Consider the following 20,502-nt stretch of genomic DNA (forward strand, 5'->3'; position numbering starts at 1 on the left):
TGCCCGCCGGAGAGATAGATTATCCCTTGATTTACATCAACTAATCTCGACACAGGAACCCTAAGGTTGCGGCATTTACTCACACGAAATGAGGTGTTTATGTCACAGTCTCCCGTTCCCGAGAAGCCGTCGGGCGCACTGATTACCGACTGGCGGCCGGAAGATCCGCAGTTCTGGCAGCAAAAAGGTCATCGGATCGCCAGCCGCAACCTGTGGATTTCCGTCCCAAGCCTGCTGCTGGCCTTCTGCGTCTGGATGCTGTTCAGCGCGGTGGCGGTGAATTTGAATAAGGTCGGCTTTACCTTCACCACCGATCAGCTGTTTATGCTCACGGCGTTACCTTCCGTTTCCGGCGCGCTGCTGCGCGTCCCGTATTCGTTCATGGTGCCGGTCTTTGGCGGCCGCCGCTGGACGGCGTTCAGCACGGGGATCTTGATTATTCCATGCGTCTGGCTGGGCTTTGCCGTGCAGGATACCAGCACCTCGTTTAACACCTTCATCTGTATCTCTCTGCTGTGCGGCTTTGCCGGGGCGAACTTTGCCTCCAGCATGGCAAACATCAGCTTCTTCTTCCCGAAGGCAAAGCAGGGCGGCGCGCTGGGGATTAACGGCGGGCTGGGGAATATGGGCGTGAGCGTGATGCAGCTGGTGGCCCCGCTGGCTATCTCCCTGTCGATGTTTGCCATTTTTGGCGGCAAAGGCGTGGCACAGGGCGACGGCACGATGCTGTTCCTGGAAAATGCCGCGTGGATCTGGGTGCCGTTTCTGGCGGTATTCACCTTAGCGGCCTGGTTCGGAATGAACGATCTCTCGGCGTCGAAAGCCTCCCTGCGTGAGCAGTTGCCGGTGCTTAAGCGCGGCCATCTCTGGATTCTGGGGCTGCTCTACCTGGCGACATTTGGCTCGTTCATCGGCTTTTCTGCCGGGTTTGCGATGCTGTCTAAAACCCAGTTCCCGGACGTCAACATTCTGCATTTTGCCTTCTTTGGCCCGCTGTTTGGCGCCCTGGCACGTTCTGCAGGTGGGGCGATTTCCGACCGCTGGGGCGGCACCCGAGTTTCGCTGTATAACTTCATGCTGATGGCCATTTTCAGCGCGCTGCTGTTCACCACGCTGCCAACGAACGGACAGGGTGGGAACTTCATCGCCTTCTTTGGGGTGTTCCTGATGCTGTTCCTGACGGCGGGGCTGGGCAGTGGCTCGACCTTCCAGATGATTTCCGTGATTTTCCGTAAGCTGACAATGGACAGAGTAAAAGCCGCCGGTGGCAGCGATGAAGTCGCCCTGCGCGAGGCTGCCACGGATACCGCCGCAGCGCTGGGCTTTATTTCGGCCATTGGCGCCATCGGGGGGTTCTTTATCCCTAAAGCCTTCGGCACTTCCCTGGCGTTGACCGGCTCGCCTGCCGGGGCGATGAAGCTGTTCCTCGTCTTTTACATTGTGTGTGTGGTTATTACCTGGGCCGTTTATGGCCGGAAATCCTCTCGCTAATGCATTGACCTTTTTGGTTATCCCTTTGCGCGGCTTCGTCCGCGCTTTTTTTTGCCCGTTACGTTTTCAGCGCTGGTTAATTCGCCGCCTACCCCTTAATACCCAAACCCGGCTTGCAGCTACCCCTTACCCGATAGGTTTTGATTTTTTTGTATTTATATTCAGTTAGTTAGTGATTCTTAAGATCTTACACTTTGGTGGTAGTGGCCGCCGGGCGCCCAAAAACCACACCAGAAGCAGTTGATCGTTATCAAAAATCCCCAGCTTTCGAGGCGTTACCGTCTCGGGCATCAAGCAATGTCGATTTCACCAGAAGAGCCACCAGGCTCCACATCAGGAGTATCCCGATGAGCAAGTTCCTCGACCGGTTTCGTTATTTCAGGCAGAAGGGAGAAACCTTCGCCAATGGACACGGCCAGCTACTCGATACCAATCGCGACTGGGAAGAAGGGTATCGCCAGCGCTGGCAGCATGACAAAGTGGTGCGCTCCACGCACGGCGTGAACTGTACCGGCTCCTGCAGCTGGAAGATTTATGTCAAAAGCGGCCTGGTGACCTGGGAAACCCAGCAAACGGACTACCCGCGTACCCGTCCGGATATGCCGAACCACGAACCTCGCGGCTGCCCGCGCGGGGCAAGCTACTCATGGTATCTCTACAGCGCCAACCGTTTGAAGTACCCGCAGATGCGTAAACGTCTGATCAAGCTGTGGCGCGAAGCGAAAACGCAGCATAACGATCCGGTTGAAGCCTGGGCATCGATCATTAACGATCCCGACAAAGCCAAAAGTTACAAACAGGCGCGTGGCCGCGGGGGATTTGTTCGTTCGACCTGGGAAGAGGTTAACGAGCTGATCGCGGCGGCGAACGTCTATACCGCAAAAACCTACGGCCCGGACCGCATCACCGGCTTCTCGCCGATCCCGGCCATGTCGATGGTTTCTTACGCCGCAGGCACCCGCTATCTGTCGCTTATCGGCGGCACCTGCATGAGCTTCTACGACTGGTACTGCGACCTGCCGCCAGCGTCTCCGCAAACCTGGGGCGAGCAGACTGACGTACCGGAGTCCGCGGACTGGTACAACGCCGGTTACATCATCGCCTGGGGCTCTAACGTCCCGCAGACGCGTACCCCGGACGCCCACTTCTTCACCGAAGTCCGCTACAAAGGCACCAAAACGGTTGCCGTCACGCCGGACTATGCGGAAATCTCCAAGCTGTGCGACCAGTGGCTGGCGCCGAAGCAGGGGACGGATGCCGCGATGGCGATGGCAATGGGCCACGTTATGCTGCGGGAATTCCATCTCGACAAACCAAGCCAGTACTTCACCGACTACGTTCGTCGCTACACCGATATGCCGATGCTGGTGACGCTGGAAGCCCGTGACGGCTTCTATGCCCCGGCGAATTTGCTGCGTGCGGCAGACCTGGTCGACAGTCTCGGCCAGGAAAATAATCCGCAGTGGAAAACCGTGGCGCTGGCTGATCAGTCCGGCGAGCTGGTTGCACCTAACGGGTCCATTGGCTTCCGCTGGGGTGAAAAAGGCAAGTGGAACCTCGAGCAGCGTGACGGCAGCACCGGGGAAGAAACCGCGCTGCGCCTGAGCCTGCTGGGCAGCCACGATGAAGTTGCCGAGGTGGGGTTCCCGTACTTTGGCGGTGAGAGCACCGAGCATTTCGACAACGTCAAACTGAAAGACGTACTGCTGCATAAGCTGCCGGTTAAACGCCTGCAGCTGGCGGACGGCTCAAGCGTGCTGGTGGCAACGGTCTACGATCTCACCCTGGCTAACTACGGTCTGGATCGCGGCCTGAACGATGATAACTGCGCCAGCAGCTACGATGAAATGAAGGCTTATACACCAGCCTGGGCCGAGCAGATCACCGGTGTGCCTCGCCAGGATATCGTGCGCATTGCCCGTGAGTTCGCGGATAACGCGGACAAAACCCACGGCCGCTCGATGATTATCGTTGGCGCAGGCGTGAACCACTGGTTCCATATGGATATGGCCTACCGCGGGCTTATCAATATGCTGATCTTCTGCGGCAGTATCGGGCAGAGCGGCGGCGGCTGGGGCCACTACGTCGGTCAGGAAAAACTGCGTCCGCAGACCGGCTGGATGCCGCTGGCGTTTGCCCTCGACTGGCAGCGCCCGCCGCGCCACATGAACAGCACCTCCTACTTCTATAACCACTCCAGCCAGTGGCGCTATGAGACGGTGACGGCGGATGAGTTCCTGTCGCCGCTGGCGGATAAGTCCCGCTACACCGGCCACCTGATCGACTTCAACGTGCGCGCCGAACGCATGGGCTGGCTGCCGTCTGCACCGCAGCTTGGCACTAACCCGCTGCGCATTGCTGACCGGGCGAAAGAGGCCGGAATGTCGCCGGTGGATTACACCGTTGAACAACTTAAATCCGGCGGCATCCGCTTTGCGGCGGAGCAGCCGGACTCCGGCTATAACCACCCGCGCAACATGTTTATCTGGCGTTCTAACCTTCTGGGCTCTTCCGGGAAGGGGCATGAATTTATGCTCAAATACCTGCTGGGCACCGAGCACGGCATTCAGGGGAAAGATCTGGGCCAGGAAGGCGGGCTCATGCCGGAGGAGGTGGAATGGGTCGATAACGGCCTGGACGGCAAGCTGGATCTGGTGGTCACCCTGGACTTCCGCCTGTCGAGCACCTGCCTGTATTCCGACATTGTGCTGCCGACCGCCACCTGGTATGAGAAAGAAGATCTGAACACTTCGGATATGCATCCGTTTATTCACCCGTTCTCCGCCGCCGTGGATCCTTGCTGGGAATCGAAAAGCGACTGGGAAATCTACAAAAGCATCGCGAAGAAGTTCTCCGAAGTTTGCGTTGGCCACCTCGGTAAAGAGACCGATGTTGTGACGCTGCCGATTCAGCACGACTCGGCCGCCGAACTGGCTCAGCCGTATGGCGTCATGGACTGGAAGAAAGGCGAATGTGACCTAATCCCAGGCAAAACCGCGCCGCACATTATTGCCGTTGAACGCGACTATCCGGCGACGTACGAACGCTTTACCTCCGTCGGACCGCTGTTGGAGAAAATGGGCAACGGCGGGAAAGGCATTAGCTGGAATACCGAAAAAGAAGTCGAGTTCCTGCGCAAGCTCAACTACGTGAAGACCGACGGCCCGGCGAAAGGTCAGCCTATGATCAACACGGCCATTGATGCCGCCGAGGTTGTGCTCAGCCTGGCGCCGGAAACCAACGGCCAGGTGGCGGTGAAAGCCTGGGCCGCGCTCGGTGAATTTACCGGTCGCGATCACACGCACCTCGCATTGCCGAAAGAAGAAGAGAAGATTCGCTTTCGCGACATTCAGGTTCAGCCGCGCAAAATCATCTCCAGCCCGACCTGGTCCGGCCTGGAGGACGAACATGTCTCTTATAACGCGGGCTATACCAACGTGCACGAGCTGATCCCGTGGCGCACCCTGTCTGGGCGCCAGCAGCTTTATCAGGATCACCAGTGGATGCGCGACTTTGGCGAGAGCCTCGTGGTGTACCGTCCGCCGATTGATACCCGTTCCGTGGACGGCATGATGGGCCACAAGTCTAACGGCAACCCGGAAAAAGCGCTTAACTTCCTGACCCCGCATCAGAAGTGGGGCATCCACTCCACCTACAGCGACAACCTGTTGATGCTGACGCTGGGGCGCGGGGGGCCAATTATCTGGCTGTGTGAAGCAGACGCCAAAGAAATCGGCATCGCCGATAACGACTGGGTTGAAGTGTTTAACAAAAACGGGGCGCTGACGGCGCGCGCGGTAGTGAGCCAGCGCGTTCCGGCCGGGATGACGATGATGTACCACGCGCAGGAACGCATCATGAACCTGCCGGGCTCTGAAATCACCGGCCAGCGCGGCGGCATTCATAACTCGGTGACCCGCATCACGCTGAAGCCAACCCACATGATTGGCGGCTACGCCCAGCTGGCCTACAGCTTTAACTATTACGGCACGGTCGGCTCTAACCGCGATGAGTTCGTGGTGGTTCGCAAAATGAAAGAGATTAACTGGTTAGACGGCGAAGGCAATGACCAGGTACAGGAGAGCGTAAAATGAAAATTCGTTCACAAATTGGCATGGTGCTGAATCTGGACAAATGCATCGGCTGCCATACCTGCTCGGTGACCTGCAAAAACGTCTGGACCAGCCGCGAAGGAACGGAATACGCGTGGTTTAACAACGTGGAAACCAAGCCTGGCCTGGGCTACCCAAACGACTGGGAAAACCAGGACAAATGGAAGGGGGGCTGGATCCGCAAAATCAACGGCAAGCTGCAGCCCCGCATGGGCAACCGCGCGATGCTGCTGGGTAAAATATTCGCTAACCCGCATTTACCGGGGATCGATGATTATTACGAGCCGTTTGACTACGACTACCAGAACCTGCACACCGCGCCGGAGGGCAGCAAAGCGCAGCCCGTGGCCCGGCCTCGCTCGCTGATTACCGGCCAGCGGATGAACAAAATCGAAGCTGGCCCGAACTGGGAAGAGCTGCTTGGCGGCGAATTTGAAAAACGCGCGCAGGACCAGAACTTCGTCAATATGCAAAAGGCGATGTACGGCCAGTTCGAAAACACCTTCATGATGTACCTGCCGCGCCTGTGCGAGCACTGCCTGAACCCGGCCTGCGTCGCCACCTGTCCGAGCGGGGCCATCTACAAGCGCGAAGAAGACGGCATTGTGCTGATTGATCAGGATAAATGCCGCGGCTGGCGGATGTGCATCACCGGCTGCCCGTACAAAAAAATCTACTTCAACTGGAAAAGTGGCAAGTCCGAGAAGTGCATCTTCTGCTACCCGCGCATTGAAGCGGGGATGCCGACGGTTTGCTCAGAAACCTGCGTCGGACGTATTCGCTACCTCGGCGTGCTGCTGTATGACGCCGATGCGATTGAGCAGGCGGCCAGCACGGAAAACGAGAAAGATCTGTATCAGCGTCAGCTGGACGTATTCCTGGATCCGAACGATCCGGCGGTCATTGCGCAAGCGCTGAAAGACGGTATCCCGCAGGGAGTGATTACGGCGGCTCAGCAGTCGCCGGTGTACAAAATGGCGATGGACTGGAAGCTGGCTCTGCCGCTGCACCCGGAATATCGCACGCTGCCGATGGTCTGGTACGTGCCGCCGCTGTCGCCGATTCAGTCCGCGAGCGATGCGGGCCAGCTGCCGCACACAGGTATTCTGCCTGATGTCGAAAGCCTGCGTATTCCGGTGGAGTACCTGGCCAACCTGCTGACCGCCGGGGACACCGCGCCGGTGCTGCGGGCGCTGAAGCGCATGATGGCGATGCGTCACTACAAACGTGCTGAAACTGTTGAAGGCGTGATCGACACGCGCGCGCTGGAAGAGGTGGGGCTAACCGAAGCTCAGGCGCAGGAGATGTACCGCTACCTGGCTATCGCTAACTACGAAGATCGTTTTGTGGTGCCGACCAGCCATCGCGAACTGGCCGAGGACTCTTTCCCTGAGCATAGCGGCTGCGGCTTTAGCTTTGGCGACGGCTGTCACGGCAGCGACACCAAATTCAATCTGTTCAACAGCCGTCGGATTGACGCTATCGACGTCTCGAGCAAAACGGAGCCGCATCCATGATTGAACTACTGATTATCTCCCGCCTGCTGGAGTACCCGGATGCTGCCCTGTGGCAGCATCATCAGGAGCTGCATGAGGCGCTGGCCCAAAGCGAGACATTGACGAAAATGCAGCGCGCCAGTCTGGATGGGTTTATCGACTCACTCTGTCAGCGGGAGCTGCTGGACGCGCAATCCAGCTACAGCGAGCTATTCGACCGGGGCAGAGCCACTTCGCTGTTGCTCTTCGAGCACGTTCACGGTGAATCGCGCGATCGGGGCCAGGCGATGGTTAACCTGATGAACCAGTATCAACAGGCCGGGCTGGAAATTGACAGCCGCGAGCTGCCGGACCATCTGCCGCTTTATCTGGAATACCTGTCCCAGCGCACGCGGGCAGAAGCGCAGGGCGGGCTGCAGGACATCGCGCCGATCCTGGCTTTGCTCAGCGCGCGTCTGAAACAGCGTGAGAGCGACTATGCGCTACTCTTCGACCTGCTGATTGCTCTGGCTGAAAGCGACGTCAGCGTCGAAACGGTCCGCCAGCAAATTGCCAACGAAGCGCGCGACGACACGCCTCAGGCGCTGGATGCGGTGTGGGAAGAGGAGCAGGTGAAATTCATGGCCGATGACAGCTGCGGAGAGACCGACATTACCGCACACCAGCGCCGTTTTGCCGGGGCGGTGGCTCCGCAGTACCTGAATATAGCAGGAGGGAAATAATGTATTTTCTCAACGTCTTCTTCTTTGATATCTATCCGTACCTTTGCGGTGCCGTGTTCCTGATTGGCAGCTGGCTGCGCTATGACTACGGGCAGTACACCTGGCGTGCAGCGTCCAGCCAGATGCTGGATCGCAAGGGCATGAACCTGGCCTCAAACCTGTTTCATTTCGGTATTCTTGGGATCTTTGCCGGACACTTCCTTGGCATGCTGACGCCGCACTGGATGTACGAGGCGTTTTTGCCGCTAGAAATTAAACAGAAAATGGCCATGTTTGCCGGGGGAGCCAGCGGCGTGATGACGCTGGTGGGCGGCCTGCTGCTGCTGAAGCGTCGCCTGTTCAGCCCACGCGTGCGCGCCACCACCACTGGGGCCGATATCCTGATCCTTAGCCTGCTGATGCTCCAGTGTGCGCTGGGCCTCGGCACTATTCCGTTCTCCGCCCAGCATATGGACGGCAGCGAAATGATGAAGCTGGTGAACTGGGCGCAGCACGTGGTCACCTTCCGCGGTGGCGCATCTGACTACCTCGACGGCGTGGCGTTTATTTTCCGCGTTCATCTGGTGCTGGGCATGACGCTGTTCCTGCTGTTCCCGTTCTCGCGCCTCGTGCATATCTGGAGCGCGCCGGTGGAATACCTGACACGCAAATACCAGATTGTTCGCGCTCGCCGCTAGTCTGCATGAACGATCACAAGCCCGGTATATGCCGGGCTTTTTACACAATAAACAAATTCGTTTTTTCGGATATGAACGTTGACTTTAACGCCGAGAGCTTTACTATGGCAGCGTTTATTCAAGAGATCTCACCATGACTGCCCTGGCGCCTTTACAGCTTTTTAAACATTTGTCGGAAGAAACCCGGCTGGCTATCACTCTGCTGCTAAGAGCGAAAAGCGAGCTTTGCGTCTGCGAACTAACTGCTGTGCTGGATCTGCCGCAGCCTAAGGTCTCCCGGCATTTGGCGATGCTGCGCGAGGGCGGTTTGCTGCAGGACAGAAGAGAGGGGAAATGGGTTTATTATCGCCTTTCACCCCACATGCCCGCGTGGGCGGCGGCGGTCATTGAGCAGGCCTGGCAAAGCCAGGGCCATGAAGTGCTGGAGCGCTTGAAACGCATCGAGGCGAGTGGGGCTATGGCGCTTTGCCAGTAAAAAAATTTAACTTAACACATTCGTTTTTTCAGATATGATGGCGTTGTTTTACTGAAGTGGGAGTGAACATGTTTTTAGCAGGAACGCTATTTCTTCATGGCAATCGGCGCCCGTGAACTGCTGCGCAAAAACGTTGAGCCTTATGAAGTTTTAGGGCTGGAGAAAGGGCAATTCAGCGAGGAGCGACTCATTGAGTTGATGGTGCAGTACCCGCTGTTAATTAACCGCCCGATTGTGGTGACTGAGCGGGGGACGAGATTTTGCCGCCCTTCGGAACGCGTGCTGGATATCCTGCCTGAAGGGCAGCAGGGTGCGTTCAGTAAAGAGGACGGCGAGCCGGTTGTGGATGAGCAGGGCCAGCGCTTGAAACCGTAAAACCCGCTTGAAACCCTGAGGGGAAGGGTTCACAATACTTCGCAAGGTGATGGCGTTCCACCTTCCCCCAACCGCCTCGTTCAGAGGCTGATGACGCCTGGTATGACTCTTTTAATCCAAGAGGCATGTCAGGCTGGTCAACGTTTACCCCCCGGCTCTGCATGCTTCCCTTAACGGGGCTCGAGCCATGATACATGTTATTGGTCACCTTCATCCCGACAGCGATGCTGTTTGCAGCGCCGTGATGGTTGCTCGCTGGTTAACGCTGCGGGGCCGCACGGCACAGGCGTGGCGCTGCGGCGAGGTTAACCGTGAAACTGAACTGATTTTCTCCCGTGCCGCTCTTCCTCTGCCCGGGCTTCTCTCGTCTTCTCTGAGCAACAAAGACATCTGGCTGGTGGATTTTAACGAGCCGGGGCAAGGGCCAGACTCGCTTATCACCGGCAATATTGTTGGGATCATCGATCATCACCGTTTGGGCGGGCTGATTACCCGGTTGCCGCCGGAGGTGTGCATCAAACCCGTAGGCAGCACGGCCACGGTGATCTGGCAGCTTATGGACGCCCGACTTCGGGCCGGGATCTCTGCCAGCGAGGCTATTTTGCTCCTGGGCGCGCTGCTCAGTGACACCGTCGCGCTACGTTCGCCCACGACCACACCTGAGGATAGGCTGGCGGCGGATGAGCTGGCCGGGCGCATCGGTATCGATTATGAAGAGTTTATTGCCGACCTGCTCACGGCCAAGACCTCTGTGGCCGGGCAGAGCGCGAGGGAGCTGCTGCACAAAGATCTCAAGCGCTTTGACATCAACGGTGTTCGGCTAAAAATTGCGCAGCTGGAACTCTACTCTCTAACGCAACTTGCTCCTCAACTGGATGCTCTGCTGGAAGAAATGAATCTGCATGCGGCCGACGCCGATGTCGATCTTGTCGTGTTGATGGTGACCGATATTAATGCTTGTGCATCTGAACTCTATTTCTCCACCTCTTCATTGATGCCTGGGGCGCAGCCCCGCGTGATGTCGGGCATGATGAGTCGCAAAAAACAGCTTCTCCCCTGGCTGCAAAGCCAGCTCAATCCCGCCAGGAGCCCGCTATGAACCTCTACTCCCACGTTCTCGTACTTATTCAGGGCAAGACCGACGGGCAGGTGCTGATTCAACATGCCGCTCGCCTTGCCGGGGCGCTGCCCGTCCAAATCACCCTCGTCCACATCAGCGAAGACTACCGGGAGATGAATTACGTCTCCGATGCGCGAATGGATGACAACGTTTCTGCCGACCTGATTCAGGCGAAAGCGTTGTTTAGCGAGCTGGTGCACTCGGTCAACGTGCCGGTAAAAACGCGGGAGCTGGTGACGTTGAACCGCTTTGAAGGCGTTGAAAAATGCATTTCTTCACTGGATGTGGACCTGGTGCTGGCCGGGCACCGCAACCGCTGGCTGGGGCAGATCGCTTCTGACTCGATGGAATACGTTAATCATCTGAATGTTGACGTGCTGATTAAACATATCGATGGCAAACAATGAGGTAATCACCATGAATTTTACGCTGGATAAAATAGTTGCTCGTGAAATTTTGGATTCTCGTGGGAACCCAACCGTTGAAGTTGATGCTTATACCACAGAGGGGGTTATGGCCCGGGCCTCGGTTCCGTCCGGTGCCAGCACGGGTTCAAGGGAGGCCATAGAGCGACGGGATGGCGATAAACAGCGCTACAACGGTAAGGGGGTGCAGAACGCAGTGCATTCGATCAATACCGAGATTCATCAGGCACTTGTGGGCGTTGATGCCCGTGAACAGCGGCGGGTGGATGATATTCTGCTGGCGCTGGACGGCACGGAAAACAAGGCACGGTTGGGGTCTAACGCCATTCTCGGTGTTTCTTTGGCCGTCGCGCGGCTTGCAGCTCAGGTAGCCGGCCAGCCGCTGTTTCGCTATCTCGGTGGGCTGAGGGCGAACCTGCTGCCGGTTCCCTGCATGAATATTGTTAACGGCGGGGTGCATGCCCGGGGGCAGGGAGCGGATTTTCAGGAGTTTATGATTGCGCCACATGGTGCGGCCAGCCTGACCGAAGCCGTGCGCCAGGGGAGCGAAGTCTACCAGGCGCTTCGCCAGATCCTGCTGGATAACAATCTTTCTACAGCCGTGGGTGATGAAGGCGGATTTGCCCCGGCGGTGTCCTCTAATAAACAACCTTTGCAGTTTATCGTGCAGGCGATTGAGAAAGCGGGCTACCGGCCAGGGGAAGATATCAGCATCTGTATCGATCCCGCTTCCAGCGAATTCTATACCGAGGGTAAATACCACCTAAGAACGGAAAAAAGCACGCTTAGCGCCGAAGAGATGACGGGCTATTATGCCGATCTGCGGGGCCAGTTTCCTATTGTGCTGCTTGAAGATGGGCTGGCCGAGAATGACTGGGCAGGCTGGAAGCACCTGAACCAAAAATTGGGCAACAGGGTCGAGCTGGTGGGCGACGATCTCTTCGTGACTAACGTGAAATACATCCGACGTGGCATAGAAGAGAACCTGGCTAACGCGGCGCTGATCAAGCTGAACCAGATAGGCACCCTGAGCGAAACCTTCGACGCGGTGGCACTTTGCCAGCAGCACGGCTGGGGAACGTTTATTTCGCACCGCAGCGGTGAAACGACGGACAGCTTTATTGCGGACATGACGGTTGCCCTGCGTGCGGGGCACCTGAAAACCGGCGCGCCTTGTCGGGGCGAAAGGGTAGAAAAATATAATCAGTTGATGCGAATTGAACAGGCGCTAGGCGCACATGCACATTTTGCCGGACGTAGCGCTTTTATTCATAAAAGCTAAAAGCAAAGTTCTTATTTAACAACACCGTATCGTTTAGATCTTTTTGAGGGAAATATGGTTAAATCACTGTTTGCAGTTATTGTTGGCGGCTCGGCTGGGTGTGTTATTCGCTGGCTCCTTGCGTTACGTCTGAATGGCCTTTTCCCTCATTTGCCCCTCGGTACGCTGGCGGTCAACCTGTTGGCCGGGTTGATTATCGGTGGCGCGATGGCTTTCTTTCTGCGCCAGCCGCAGCTCGATCCCGGCTGGAAGTTGTTGATTACCACCGGCCTGTGCGGCGGCATGAGTACTTTTTCAACGTTCTCTGTTGAGCTGTTTTCGCTGCTGCAGGGGGGGAATTATGCCTGGGCGATGGCGTCCGTTTTCGCTCACGTACTGGGTTCACTGTTAATGACCGCGGTCGGTTTCTTTGTCATAAATGCCGTGATGTAATCGGGCTGTACAATCGGCGGGCCTGAGTTTGGCTCGCCTTTTTTATTCTTAGAGAACAACAGAGAAAGGCGTTTTATAAGAGTATTAGCCCGGGTGCCAGGAATAGGGAGGCAGGGGAAGGATGACCGCACAAGCGCGTTCTCACTGACGTGAGTCGAACCTTAATCGAAGCTTCTCGTCCTTCCCCAACGGTAATCTGGATGATTGTGCAAGTTCATAAGTTGGGATTTGTTCTGGAAGATGGTGGCGGGGGAAGGATTCGAACCTTCGAAGTCGATGACGGCAGATTTACAGTCTGCTCCCTTTGGCCGCTCGGGAACCCCGCCAGGGGTTAATGCTTTGAATTTTGAGATGGTGGTGGGGGAAGGATTATTCGTCGCTTCACTCCTCACCCTTCGGGCCGCTGCTTTAGCAGCGTTATCTCGCTTTCGCTCGATTCGAACCTTGGTCGAAGGTTCTCACCCTTCCCGATAAGCGAAAATTTTGTCTCATCTCATCGGTATTACCACATCACTGTGGTGAATAATGGTGGTGGGGGAAGGATTCGAACCTTCGAAGTCGATGACGGCAGATTTACAGTCTGCTCCCTTTGGCCGCTCGGGAACCCCACCACGGGGTAATGCTTGTTACTGGCCTGCTTCGCTGTGGAAGCGGGGCGCATCATATCAAATGAAGCGCCGCTGTAAAGCATTCACTTGAGGAAAATGAATCGTTTGCCGCTTTTTTACGCTGAGCGCCGCAAAGCTAACCAATTCATTTTCTGAGTGATTAGAGAATAATCGTACGGTTGCCGTAAACGAAGACTCGCTGGGCCAGCACTTCGTAGAGCGCCCGGCTTAGCACATTTTTCTCTACGTCACGCCCGGCACGCATCATGTCGTCGGCGGTGTAGGTGTGATCGACGTGGATCACGTCCTGCATGATGATCGGGCCTTCGTCCAGATTATCATTAACATAATGCGCGGTGGCGCCGATAATCTTCACGCCGCGTTCGTAAGCCTGGTGATAAGGGCGTGCGCCGATAAACGCCGGCAGGAACGAGTGATGGATGTTGATTATCTGGTTCGGGAAGCGGGCGACAAACTCAGGCGTCAATACGCGCATGTATTTGGCCAGCACGACGTAGTCTGGTTTATGTGCTTCGATAGCATCGGCCATTTGCATGTCGTGCTCTTCGCGCGTCATCCCTTCGTGGCTGACTAACTGGAACGGAATGTCGAAACGCTCCACTAAGGTACGTAGGGTTTCGTGATTGCCGATGACGGCAGCGATTTCTACGTCCAGGCCGCCATAGGTGGATTTCATCAGCAAATCGCCGAGGCAATGGGCTTCTTTGGTGACCAGAATAACAATGCGACGGCGGCCCGCAGGCGTCAATTCACGAATTGAGCCTTCCGGCAGCGCGCTGTCCAGGTCGGCCATCAGCGTGAAGTCGTTAAAAATGCCTTCAAGCTCGGTACGCATAAAGAAGCGGCCGGTACGATGATCGACAAATTCGTTGTTCTGAACAATATTGAGTTCGTGTTTGTAGCAAATGTTAGTGATTCGCGCGATGAGACCCTTCTGATCGGGGCAGATTGTGCGGAGAACTTTACGTTGTAATGCCTGCATGAAGAGATAAATCCTGTTGAACGGTGTTTGCGAAACAATAATGCTGTTATGCAGCGAAGGCTATCATCCGCAGCATTTTTTATATTTTTTTCCAGAACCGCAAGGGCAGGGGTCATTACGACCGAACTGCGGGCGGAGGCCGTCGATATAGTACCATTGACCGCTTTCCCTGACGAAACGAGAGCGTTCGATTATCGCGCTTTGCTTGCCGTTTTCCTGAAAACGGGCCACAAAGCTGACAAATCCTTCGTTGACATCTTTGCCTTCGGCTTCTTCATATATCGTCAGGCCGAGCCATTCCGTGTCGCCGAAGCCGCTGGATATTTCTGATTTTAACGACGGACGGCGGCAGCTCTCATGCCAGCTTGCAACAAGATAATCCGCATCCTGCTTCACAAAAGCGGTGTAACGAGAGCGCATAAGCTGTGACGGGCGTTGCGGATGCTGGGCCGCGCTTAGGTAAGGCTGGCAACATAAGCTATACTCCAAACCGCTGCCACAGGGACAAAGTTGCAACATAATATCTCCAGGAAAAAATAAACGACGCCAATAATACGACGGCAGCACTTATGTTAACTGAGCGGTGGCGTTGGCGTCACGGAGTGATTACCGGGGAAGATTGACCGAGGCGTGATGAGACAGGTAAAGATCGGCCTGGCATTAGGGTCGGGTGCGGCCAAAGGATGGGCGCACATTGGCGTTATCAATGCGTTAAAAAAAGCAGGGATTCAGATTGATATCGTGGCAGGGTGTTCCGTCGGCGCGCTGGTCGGTGCCGCCTGTGCCAGCCAGCGGTTGCCGGTGATGGAGCGATGGGTGCGATCATTCAGCTACTGGGATGTCCTGCGTCTGATGGATCTTTCCTGGCGTCGCGGCGGGCTGCTCCGCGGTGAACGCGTGTTTAACAATATTCGCAAAATCATTCCAGAAACCGCTATTGAGGGCTGTGGCATGAGATTTGGTGCCGTGGCCACCAACCTGAGTACCGGGCGAGAGCTGTGGTTTACCGACGGCGACCTCCATCAGGCTATTCGCGCCTCCTGCAGCATGCCGGGGCTGCTGTCTCCCGTTGCACACAACGGTTACTGGCTGGTGGATGGCGCAATTGTCAATCCGGTGCCGATCTCGCTCACTCGTGCGCTGGGGGCGGATATCGTCATTGCGGTGGACTTGCAGCACGATGCGCACCTGATGCAGCAGGATCTGCTGTCGGTGAATATGACGCCTGCCGGGGAGGAGAATCTGGCGCAGCCTGCGTCCTGGCGCAGTCGTTTACGGGAGCGTTTGGGAAAAATGACCCACCGCCGGGCCACTGTTACGCCGACGGCGATGGAAATTATGACGACCTCGATTCAGGTGCTGGAAAACCGCCTCAAGCGTAACCGCATGGCGGGCGATCCTCCCGATATTCTGCTGCAGCCCTTTTGCCCGCAAATTTCCACCCTCGACTTTCATCGCGCGTCCGAAGCTATCGCGGCAGGCTACCTTGCGGTTGAGAAAAAAATGGATGAGCTACTGCCGCTGGTTCGTACTCATGATTAAGTTAATACTTAACCCGTTTCTGACAGGCGCTCGTTGCGATACCGTGCCACTATTGAAATATTGCCAGGCAGAGGAAAGCGCATGAGTTACCCGCTGGAAGGAAAGCAGATCCTCATTGTTGAAGACGAGCCCGTTTTCCGCTCTCTGCTGGACAGCTATTTGACGTCGCTGGGCGCGGGCACGCTGCTTGCCTGGGACGGCATGGATGCGCTTGAGAAGCTGGGGCAATTTACGCCGGATCTGCTGATTTGTGACCTGGCGATGCCACGAATGAATGGTCTTGAACTGGTGGAGCACATCCGTAACGAAGGTAATCAAACGCCCATTTTAGTTATTTCAGCGACGGAAAATATGTCTGACATAGCCCAGGCTTTACGGCTCGGTGTGCAGGATGTGTTGCTGAAACCCATTAAAGATCTTAATCGATTAAAAGAGACCGTATTGTCCTGTATCTACCCCACAATGTTTAATTCCCGGGTAGAAGAGGAGGAGCGGCTGTTTCAGGATTGGGATGCGCTGGCACGGGATCCTCAGGCTGCATCCAAGCTGCTGCAAGAACTGCAGCCGCCGGTCCAGCAGGTTATGTCGCGCTGCCGAATAAATTATCGCCAGTTAATTGCCGTCGATCAGCCTGGTCTGGTGCTCGATATTGCGCCACTTTCAGATAATGATCTGGCTTTTTATTGTTTAGACGTTACCCGTGCTGGCGATAACGGTGTATTAGCCGCGCTGTTGCTCAGAGCATTATTCAACGGATTATTACAGGAACAACTTTCGCATCAGGGCCAGCGTTTACCTGAACTGGGTAATTTACTAAAACAGGTCAATCAACTATTGCGTCAGGCAAACCTGAACGGACAATTTCCGCTCATTGTGGGTTATTATCACAGCGGATTAAAAAACCTCATTCTGGTCTCCGCCGGGCTTAATGCCACATTAAATACCGGCGAGCACCAAATCCAGGTCAGCAACGGCGTGCCGTTGGGGACGCTGGGCAATGCCTACCTCAATCAAATCAGCCAGCGGTGCGAAGCCTGGCAATGCCAGGTGTGGGGCTCCGGTGGGCGTTTACGGCTGATGTTGTCTGCAGAATAAACAACGGAACAACTGATTACATTTAGCTTTTTTCCTGGAACCCGGGCGGTGGTAATATCGCGACCAACCTAATCGTATTTGTCTTAAATTAGCCGCTGCCGGAGTAAACGGGGGGCGGTTTTCGTTTTTAAGCTGATATACTCAACTGCGTTTTTAAATTGACGACAAGTGTGAAACTTGAACAGTCCTGGAGGTTTTTTCAATGGCTGCCATTAATTCTAAAGTAAGAAAAGCTGTTATCCCGGTTGCGGGGTTGGGAACGCGTATGTTGCCGGCAACAAAGGCAATTCCAAAAGAGATGCTGCCGCTGGTTGATAAACCGCTGATTCAGTATGTCGTTAATGAGTGTATCGCTGCCGGTATTACCGAGATTGTGCTGGTTACCCACTCTTCTAAAAATTCCATCGAGAACCACTTCGACACCAGTTTTGAACTGGAAGCCATGCTTGAGAAGCGCGTTAAGCGTCAGCTTCTGGAAGAAGTGCAGTCTATTTGCCCGCCGCACGTCACCATTATGCAGGTGCGTCAGGGGCTGGCGAAAGGGCTGGGCCACGCCGTGATGTGTGCGCATCCTGTCGTCGGTGATGAGCCGGTTGCGGTGATCCTGCCGGACGTGATTCTGGATGAGTTCGAATCCGACCTTTCTCAGGACAACCTGGCCGAAATGATCCGCCGCTTTGACGAAACCGGACACAGCCAAATCATGGTTGAACCTGTTGCGGATGTAACCGCTTATGGCGTGGTTGACTGCAAAGGTGCTGCGCTTTTTGCGGGCGACAGCGTGCCAATGGTCGGGATTGTTGAGAAACCTAAAGCTGACGTTGCGCCATCCAATCTGGCCGTTGTCGGACGCTATGTGCTGAGCGCGGATATCTGGCCGCTGCTGGCGAAAACCCCTCCAGGTGCCGGGGATGAAATTCAGCTCACCGATTCTATCGCCATGCTGATGGAAAAAGAGACCGTTGAAGCCTACCACATGAAAGGCGTGAGCCACGACTGCGGCAACAAGCTGGGCTATATGCAGGCGTTTGTTGAGTACGGTATTCGTCATAACACGCTGGGTGCAGACTTTAAAACCTGGCTTGAAGCCACGGTTGGCGCGAAGAAATAAGTTAATTCAACGCAGGATGGTAAGATGAAAGTTACCGTATTTGGTATTGGCTACGTTGGTTTAGTCCAGGCCGCCGTGCTCGCTGATGTTGGGCATGACGTCATGTGCATCGACGTAGACGCAAAGAAAGTGGAAAACCTGAAAAAAGGTGAAATCCCTATCTTTGAGCCAGGCCTTGCGCCGTTGGTGAAGAAAAATTATGAAGAAGGGCGCCTGCAGTTCAGCACCAATGCTGAAGAGGGCGTCAACCATGGCGAAATGCACTATATCGCCGTGGGGACTCCGCCGGATGAAGACGGTTCCGCTGACCTGAAATACGTGACTTCCGTTGCGCGTACCATTGCGCAGTACATGGATTCACATAAAGTCGTCATCGACAAGTCAACGGTACCCGTTGGCACGGCAGACAAAGTCCGTGCGGTGATGGAAGAAACCCTGAAATCTCGCGGTCTGGAGATTAACTTTGATGTGGTTTCTAACCCCGAGTTCCTGAAAGAAGGTGCCGCGGTTGCCGACTGCATGCGCCCTGAGCGTATCGTCATCGGGACGGATAACGAAGAGGTTATTGACCTGCTTCGTGAGCTGTACGAGCCGTTCAACCGTAATCACGATCGCATGATTCTGATGGATATCCGCAGCGCCGAGCTGACCAAATACGCCGCTAACTGCATGCTGGCGACCAAAATCAGCTTCATGAACGAGATTGCTAACCTGGCCGAACGTCTCGGGGCTGACATCGAGAAAGTGCGAATGGGTATCGGGTCTGATTCCCGGATTGGCTACAGTTTCATCTATCCAGGCTGCGGCTACGGTGGCTCCTGCTTCCCGAAAGATGTTCAGGCGCTGATTCGCACCGCAGAGCAGATTGGCTACACGCCAAAAATTCTGCAGGCGGTCGAAGAGGTTAACTATGCTCAGAAGCAAAAGCTGCCTGAATTCGTGACCCGCCACTTTGGCCAGGATCTGAAAGGCAAAACCTTTGCGCTTTGGGGACTGTCTTTCAAGCCTAATACAGACGATATGCGTGAAGCCTCCAGCCGGGTGCTGATTGAGGCTCTGTGGGAACGAGGCGCAGAGATTCAGGCTTTCGATCCAGAAGCCATGGATGAAACTCAGCGTATTTACGGCCACCGCAGTGATTTAAGGCTGATGGGAACCAAAGAAGCGGCCCTGCAGGGCGCTGATGCGCTTGTGGTTTGTACCGAGTGGCAGAGCTTTAAGGCTCCGGATTTCGATCTGATGAAGAAATCCCTGAAGCAGCCGGTCATCTTCGATGGTCGTAATCTGTATGATCCAGAGAGACTGAATAAGCGTGGTTTTGTTTATTACGCAATCGGCCGCGGTGCTTCCATTAATATTGTTTAAATAACGCCCGTCTGTTGTTATTTATCGTGACCGGCACGACAGCGCACCAGAGAGCCTGTACGCTGCCGGTCACGTTCTCCTTCTGGCACCACTCCTAAGATTTTAAATCCCCGCTATTAGGCTCCTACAGGGCTTTTCAGCCGTGTTCCTGCAATATTCTGCCGTGCTCGACGGACAAAACCTTTATAGGGGTTAAGGTAAAGGGTTGTGTTCGTTATTTGAACATCAGGGTGCATTTGAAGCAGAAAGATAAGCGAGCGACTAAACGCTGATAACAATGGGCCGTGTAAATATGAGCGATAAAAGTGGCAGTAATATACTTCACGGCGCGTATGTGGGGCGAACCAGTCTCGGCGTCAGCGAGATAAATACAACGTATGGGATACTCAATAATCTCTCGGCATGAGATCTTCAGGCAGGATTCCCCACTTTGTTCAGGCAAGGATTCAACTCTATGTAGTAACGCCACATTTTTAGTTGATAACGCTTATGGAGTATATCAACCCGAGAAATGGATTACCTTAACGCCAGATAAATCTGCGTCAGGCTTAACCTGATGATTAGCGGGAGAAATTAACTGTACTAAAGGACAGGTATTGTATCTAAAGATATTAAATACGATTCATTAATAAAGAAACGTAAGCTGTTATAGGATTGTTTTACTAAAGTGGTTCATGGCAGGGGCATTAAAATGAAGTGCGTCACAAATAAAAAATCCCGCCGGAGCGGGATCTTAATAAGCAGCACTGAGGGGATTACAGCAGGAAGTCTTCCAGTTTCTTACCTTGCTCATCCATTGCTTTCTTGATAACTGCTGGCGTACGGCCCTGGCCAGTCCAGGTTTTAGTTTCGCCGTTTTCGTCGATGTACTGGTATTTAGCAGGACGCGCAGCGCGTTTCGCTTTACCTGCAGATTTAACAGCAGCAATGCTGTTCAGCAGTTCGTTAGGGTCGATGCCGTCAGCAATCAGCATTTCACGGTATTGCTGCAGTTTACGAGTGCGCTCTTCAACTTCAGCCGCCGCCGCGTTTTCTTCTTCACGACGTTCGTTAACGACAACTTCTAATTTCTCCAGCATCTCTTCCAGAGTTTCCAGGGTGCATTCTCTTGCCTGGGCACGAAGAGTACGGATGTTGTTCAGAATTTTAAGTGCTTCGCTCATTGTAGTAA

The 20,502-nt window shown here is 55.0% G+C and carries 17 protein-coding genes, 2 tRNA genes, 1 other RNA gene, 1 pseudogene and 1 riboswitch; of the genes and pseudogenes, 15 read left to right on the plus strand and 6 right to left on the minus strand.

Going from position 1 to position 20,502, the window contains the following annotated elements; genetic code table 11:
- Positions 1–99: 99 nt before the first annotated feature.
- The 11 genes and pseudogenes from WFN87_RS06670 to crcB all read left to right on the plus strand — a co-directional run bounded on the left by WFN87_RS06670 (position 100) and on the right by crcB (position 12,607).
- Positions 100–1,491: a NarK family nitrate/nitrite MFS transporter gene (locus tag WFN87_RS06670; RefSeq protein ID WP_166992007.1), complete on the plus strand. Its 1,392-nt coding sequence runs from the start codon at positions 100–102 to the stop codon at positions 1,489–1,491.
- A gap of 347 nt (positions 1,492–1,838) precedes the next feature.
- Positions 1,839–5,585 carry a nitrate reductase subunit alpha gene (locus WFN87_RS06675; RefSeq protein ID WP_166992010.1) on the plus strand — a complete coding sequence of 1,249 codons (3,747 nt, stop codon included), beginning with the start codon at positions 1,839–1,841 and terminating at the stop codon, positions 5,583–5,585.
- Positions 5,582–7,120: a nitrate reductase subunit beta gene (gene narH / locus WFN87_RS06680; protein ID WP_336982332.1), complete on the plus strand. Its 1,539-nt coding sequence runs from the start codon at positions 5,582–5,584 to the stop codon at positions 7,118–7,120. Before WFN87_RS06675 ends, narH begins: the two co-directional genes overlap by 4 nt.
- Positions 7,117–7,821: a nitrate reductase molybdenum cofactor assembly chaperone gene (narJ, locus tag WFN87_RS06685; protein ID WP_008454216.1), complete on the plus strand. Its 705-nt coding sequence runs from the start codon at positions 7,117–7,119 to the stop codon at positions 7,819–7,821. The genes narH and narJ overlap by 4 nt, the downstream gene beginning before the upstream one ends.
- Positions 7,821–8,498 (plus strand): respiratory nitrate reductase subunit gamma, encoded by a 678-nt coding sequence (gene narI / locus WFN87_RS06690; RefSeq protein ID WP_336982331.1) that lies wholly within the window; start codon positions 7,821–7,823, stop codon positions 8,496–8,498. The genes narJ and narI overlap by 1 nt, the downstream gene beginning before the upstream one ends.
- 133 nt (positions 8,499–8,631) lie before the next feature.
- Positions 8,632–8,973: a metalloregulator ArsR/SmtB family transcription factor gene (locus WFN87_RS06695; protein WP_166992013.1), complete on the plus strand. Its 342-nt coding sequence runs from the start codon at positions 8,632–8,634 to the stop codon at positions 8,971–8,973.
- Positions 8,974–9,069: 96 nt separating this feature from the next.
- Positions 9,070–9,348 (plus strand): annotated as a pseudogene (locus tag WFN87_RS06700) (ArsC/Spx/MgsR family protein); the annotation flags it as partial.
- A gap of 36 nt (positions 9,349–9,384) precedes the next feature.
- A riboswitch (Fluoride riboswitch) is annotated at positions 9,385–9,455 on the plus strand.
- Positions 9,456–9,535: 80 nt separating this feature from the next.
- Positions 9,536–10,447: a DHH family phosphoesterase gene (locus WFN87_RS06705; RefSeq protein ID WP_336982330.1), complete on the plus strand. Its 912-nt coding sequence runs from the start codon at positions 9,536–9,538 to the stop codon at positions 10,445–10,447.
- The gene (locus tag WFN87_RS06710) at positions 10,444–10,875 is read left to right on the plus strand and encodes a universal stress protein (protein WP_336982329.1); all 432 of its coding nucleotides are present in this window, start codon (positions 10,444–10,446) and stop codon (positions 10,873–10,875) included. Before WFN87_RS06705 ends, WFN87_RS06710 begins: the two co-directional genes overlap by 4 nt.
- A 10-nt stretch (positions 10,876–10,885) precedes the next feature.
- On the plus strand, positions 10,886–12,175 hold the full coding sequence (gene eno / locus WFN87_RS06715) for a phosphopyruvate hydratase (protein ID WP_336982328.1): 1,290 nt from the start codon (positions 10,886–10,888) through the stop codon (positions 12,173–12,175).
- A 54-nt stretch (positions 12,176–12,229) separates the two neighbouring features.
- Positions 12,230–12,607 (plus strand): fluoride efflux transporter CrcB, encoded by a 378-nt coding sequence (gene crcB, locus WFN87_RS06720; RefSeq protein WP_336982327.1) that lies wholly within the window; start codon positions 12,230–12,232, stop codon positions 12,605–12,607.
- Between the two features lie 241 nt (positions 12,608–12,848).
- On the opposite strand, the gene WFN87_RS06725 is transcribed toward crcB, so the two are convergent.
- From WFN87_RS06725 to WFN87_RS06745, 5 genes are all read right to left on the minus strand, one after another.
- Positions 12,849–12,933: transfer RNA gene (locus WFN87_RS06725), tRNA-Tyr, on the minus strand.
- 26 nt (positions 12,934–12,959) lie between these two features.
- A non-coding RNA gene (locus WFN87_RS06730) (RtT sRNA) lies at positions 12,960–13,090 on the minus strand.
- A 43-nt stretch (positions 13,091–13,133) separates the two neighbouring features.
- Positions 13,134–13,218: transfer RNA gene (locus WFN87_RS06735), tRNA-Tyr, on the minus strand.
- A 157-nt stretch (positions 13,219–13,375) separates the two neighbouring features.
- Positions 13,376–14,218, minus strand: coding sequence for a formyltetrahydrofolate deformylase (gene purU / locus WFN87_RS06740; RefSeq protein WP_336982326.1), 843 nt, complete (start codon positions 14,216–14,218; stop codon positions 13,376–13,378).
- A gap of 63 nt (positions 14,219–14,281) precedes the next feature.
- Entirely contained in the window at positions 14,282–14,737 is a 456-nt protein-coding gene (locus WFN87_RS06745; RefSeq protein WP_166992025.1) for a YchJ family metal-binding protein, read from the minus strand.
- A gap of 114 nt (positions 14,738–14,851) precedes the next feature.
- Between WFN87_RS06745 and rssA the strand changes: the two genes are divergently transcribed.
- The 4 genes from rssA (at position 14,852) to WFN87_RS06765 (ending at position 19,331) form a co-directional block, all read left to right on the plus strand.
- The gene (gene rssA / locus WFN87_RS06750; protein WP_336709743.1) at positions 14,852–15,760 is read left to right on the plus strand and encodes a patatin-like phospholipase RssA; all 909 of its coding nucleotides are present in this window, start codon (positions 14,852–14,854) and stop codon (positions 15,758–15,760) included.
- A gap of 81 nt (positions 15,761–15,841) precedes the next feature.
- The gene (gene rssB / locus WFN87_RS06755) at positions 15,842–16,855 is read left to right on the plus strand and encodes a two-component system response regulator RssB (protein ID WP_008454235.1); all 1,014 of its coding nucleotides are present in this window, start codon (positions 15,842–15,844) and stop codon (positions 16,853–16,855) included.
- Positions 16,856–17,057: 202 nt separating this feature from the next.
- On the plus strand, positions 17,058–17,966 hold the full coding sequence (galU, locus tag WFN87_RS06760) for a UTP--glucose-1-phosphate uridylyltransferase GalU (protein ID WP_336982325.1): 909 nt from the start codon (positions 17,058–17,060) through the stop codon (positions 17,964–17,966).
- 24 nt (positions 17,967–17,990) lie between these two features.
- Positions 17,991–19,331, plus strand: coding sequence for a UDP-glucose dehydrogenase family protein (locus tag WFN87_RS06765; RefSeq protein ID WP_166873320.1), 1,341 nt, complete (start codon positions 17,991–17,993; stop codon positions 19,329–19,331).
- Between the two features lie 755 nt (positions 19,332–20,086).
- On the opposite strand, the gene hns is transcribed toward WFN87_RS06765, so the two are convergent.
- Positions 20,087–20,494, minus strand: coding sequence for a histone-like nucleoid-structuring protein H-NS (hns, locus tag WFN87_RS06770; RefSeq protein ID WP_008454242.1), 408 nt, complete (start codon positions 20,492–20,494; stop codon positions 20,087–20,089).
- Positions 20,495–20,502: the final 8 nt, after the last annotated feature.

Source organism: Cedecea sp. AS113, assembly GCF_037152415.1.
GTDB lineage: Bacteria > Pseudomonadota > Gammaproteobacteria > Enterobacterales > Enterobacteriaceae > Cedecea.

What these genes read in the sequence shown, in the direction of transcription:
- WFN87_RS06670 (WP_166992007.1), top strand. Translation starts at nt 100, where the DNA reads ATGTCACAGTCTCCCGTTCCCGAGAAGCCGTCGGGCGCACTGATTACC.
- WFN87_RS06675 (WP_166992010.1), top strand. Translation starts at nt 1,839, where the DNA reads ATGAGCAAGTTCCTCGACCGGTTTCGTTATTTCAGGCAGAAGGGAGAA.
- narH (WP_336982332.1), top strand. Translation starts at nt 5,582, where the DNA reads ATGAAAATTCGTTCACAAATTGGCATGGTGCTGAATCTGGACAAATGC.
- narJ (WP_008454216.1), top strand. Translation starts at nt 7,117, where the DNA reads ATGATTGAACTACTGATTATCTCCCGCCTGCTGGAGTACCCGGATGCT.
- narI (WP_336982331.1), top strand. Translation starts at nt 7,821, where the DNA reads ATGTATTTTCTCAACGTCTTCTTCTTTGATATCTATCCGTACCTTTGC.
- WFN87_RS06695 (WP_166992013.1), top strand. Translation starts at nt 8,632, where the DNA reads ATGACTGCCCTGGCGCCTTTACAGCTTTTTAAACATTTGTCGGAAGAA.
- WFN87_RS06705 (WP_336982330.1), top strand. Translation starts at nt 9,536, where the DNA reads ATGATACATGTTATTGGTCACCTTCATCCCGACAGCGATGCTGTTTGC.
- WFN87_RS06710 (WP_336982329.1), top strand. Translation starts at nt 10,444, where the DNA reads ATGAACCTCTACTCCCACGTTCTCGTACTTATTCAGGGCAAGACCGAC.
- eno (WP_336982328.1), top strand. Translation starts at nt 10,886, where the DNA reads ATGAATTTTACGCTGGATAAAATAGTTGCTCGTGAAATTTTGGATTCT.
- crcB (WP_336982327.1), top strand. Translation starts at nt 12,230, where the DNA reads ATGGTTAAATCACTGTTTGCAGTTATTGTTGGCGGCTCGGCTGGGTGT.
- purU (WP_336982326.1), bottom strand. Translation starts at nt 14,218, where the DNA reads ATGCAGGCATTACAACGTAAAGTTCTCCGCACAATCTGCCCCGATCAG.
- WFN87_RS06745 (WP_166992025.1), bottom strand. Translation starts at nt 14,737, where the DNA reads ATGTTGCAACTTTGTCCCTGTGGCAGCGGTTTGGAGTATAGCTTATGT.
- rssA (WP_336709743.1), top strand. Translation starts at nt 14,852, where the DNA reads ATGAGACAGGTAAAGATCGGCCTGGCATTAGGGTCGGGTGCGGCCAAA.
- rssB (WP_008454235.1), top strand. Translation starts at nt 15,842, where the DNA reads ATGAGTTACCCGCTGGAAGGAAAGCAGATCCTCATTGTTGAAGACGAG.
- galU (WP_336982325.1), top strand. Translation starts at nt 17,058, where the DNA reads ATGGCTGCCATTAATTCTAAAGTAAGAAAAGCTGTTATCCCGGTTGCG.
- WFN87_RS06765 (WP_166873320.1), top strand. Translation starts at nt 17,991, where the DNA reads ATGAAAGTTACCGTATTTGGTATTGGCTACGTTGGTTTAGTCCAGGCC.
- hns (WP_008454242.1), bottom strand. Translation starts at nt 20,494, where the DNA reads ATGAGCGAAGCACTTAAAATTCTGAACAACATCCGTACTCTTCGTGCC.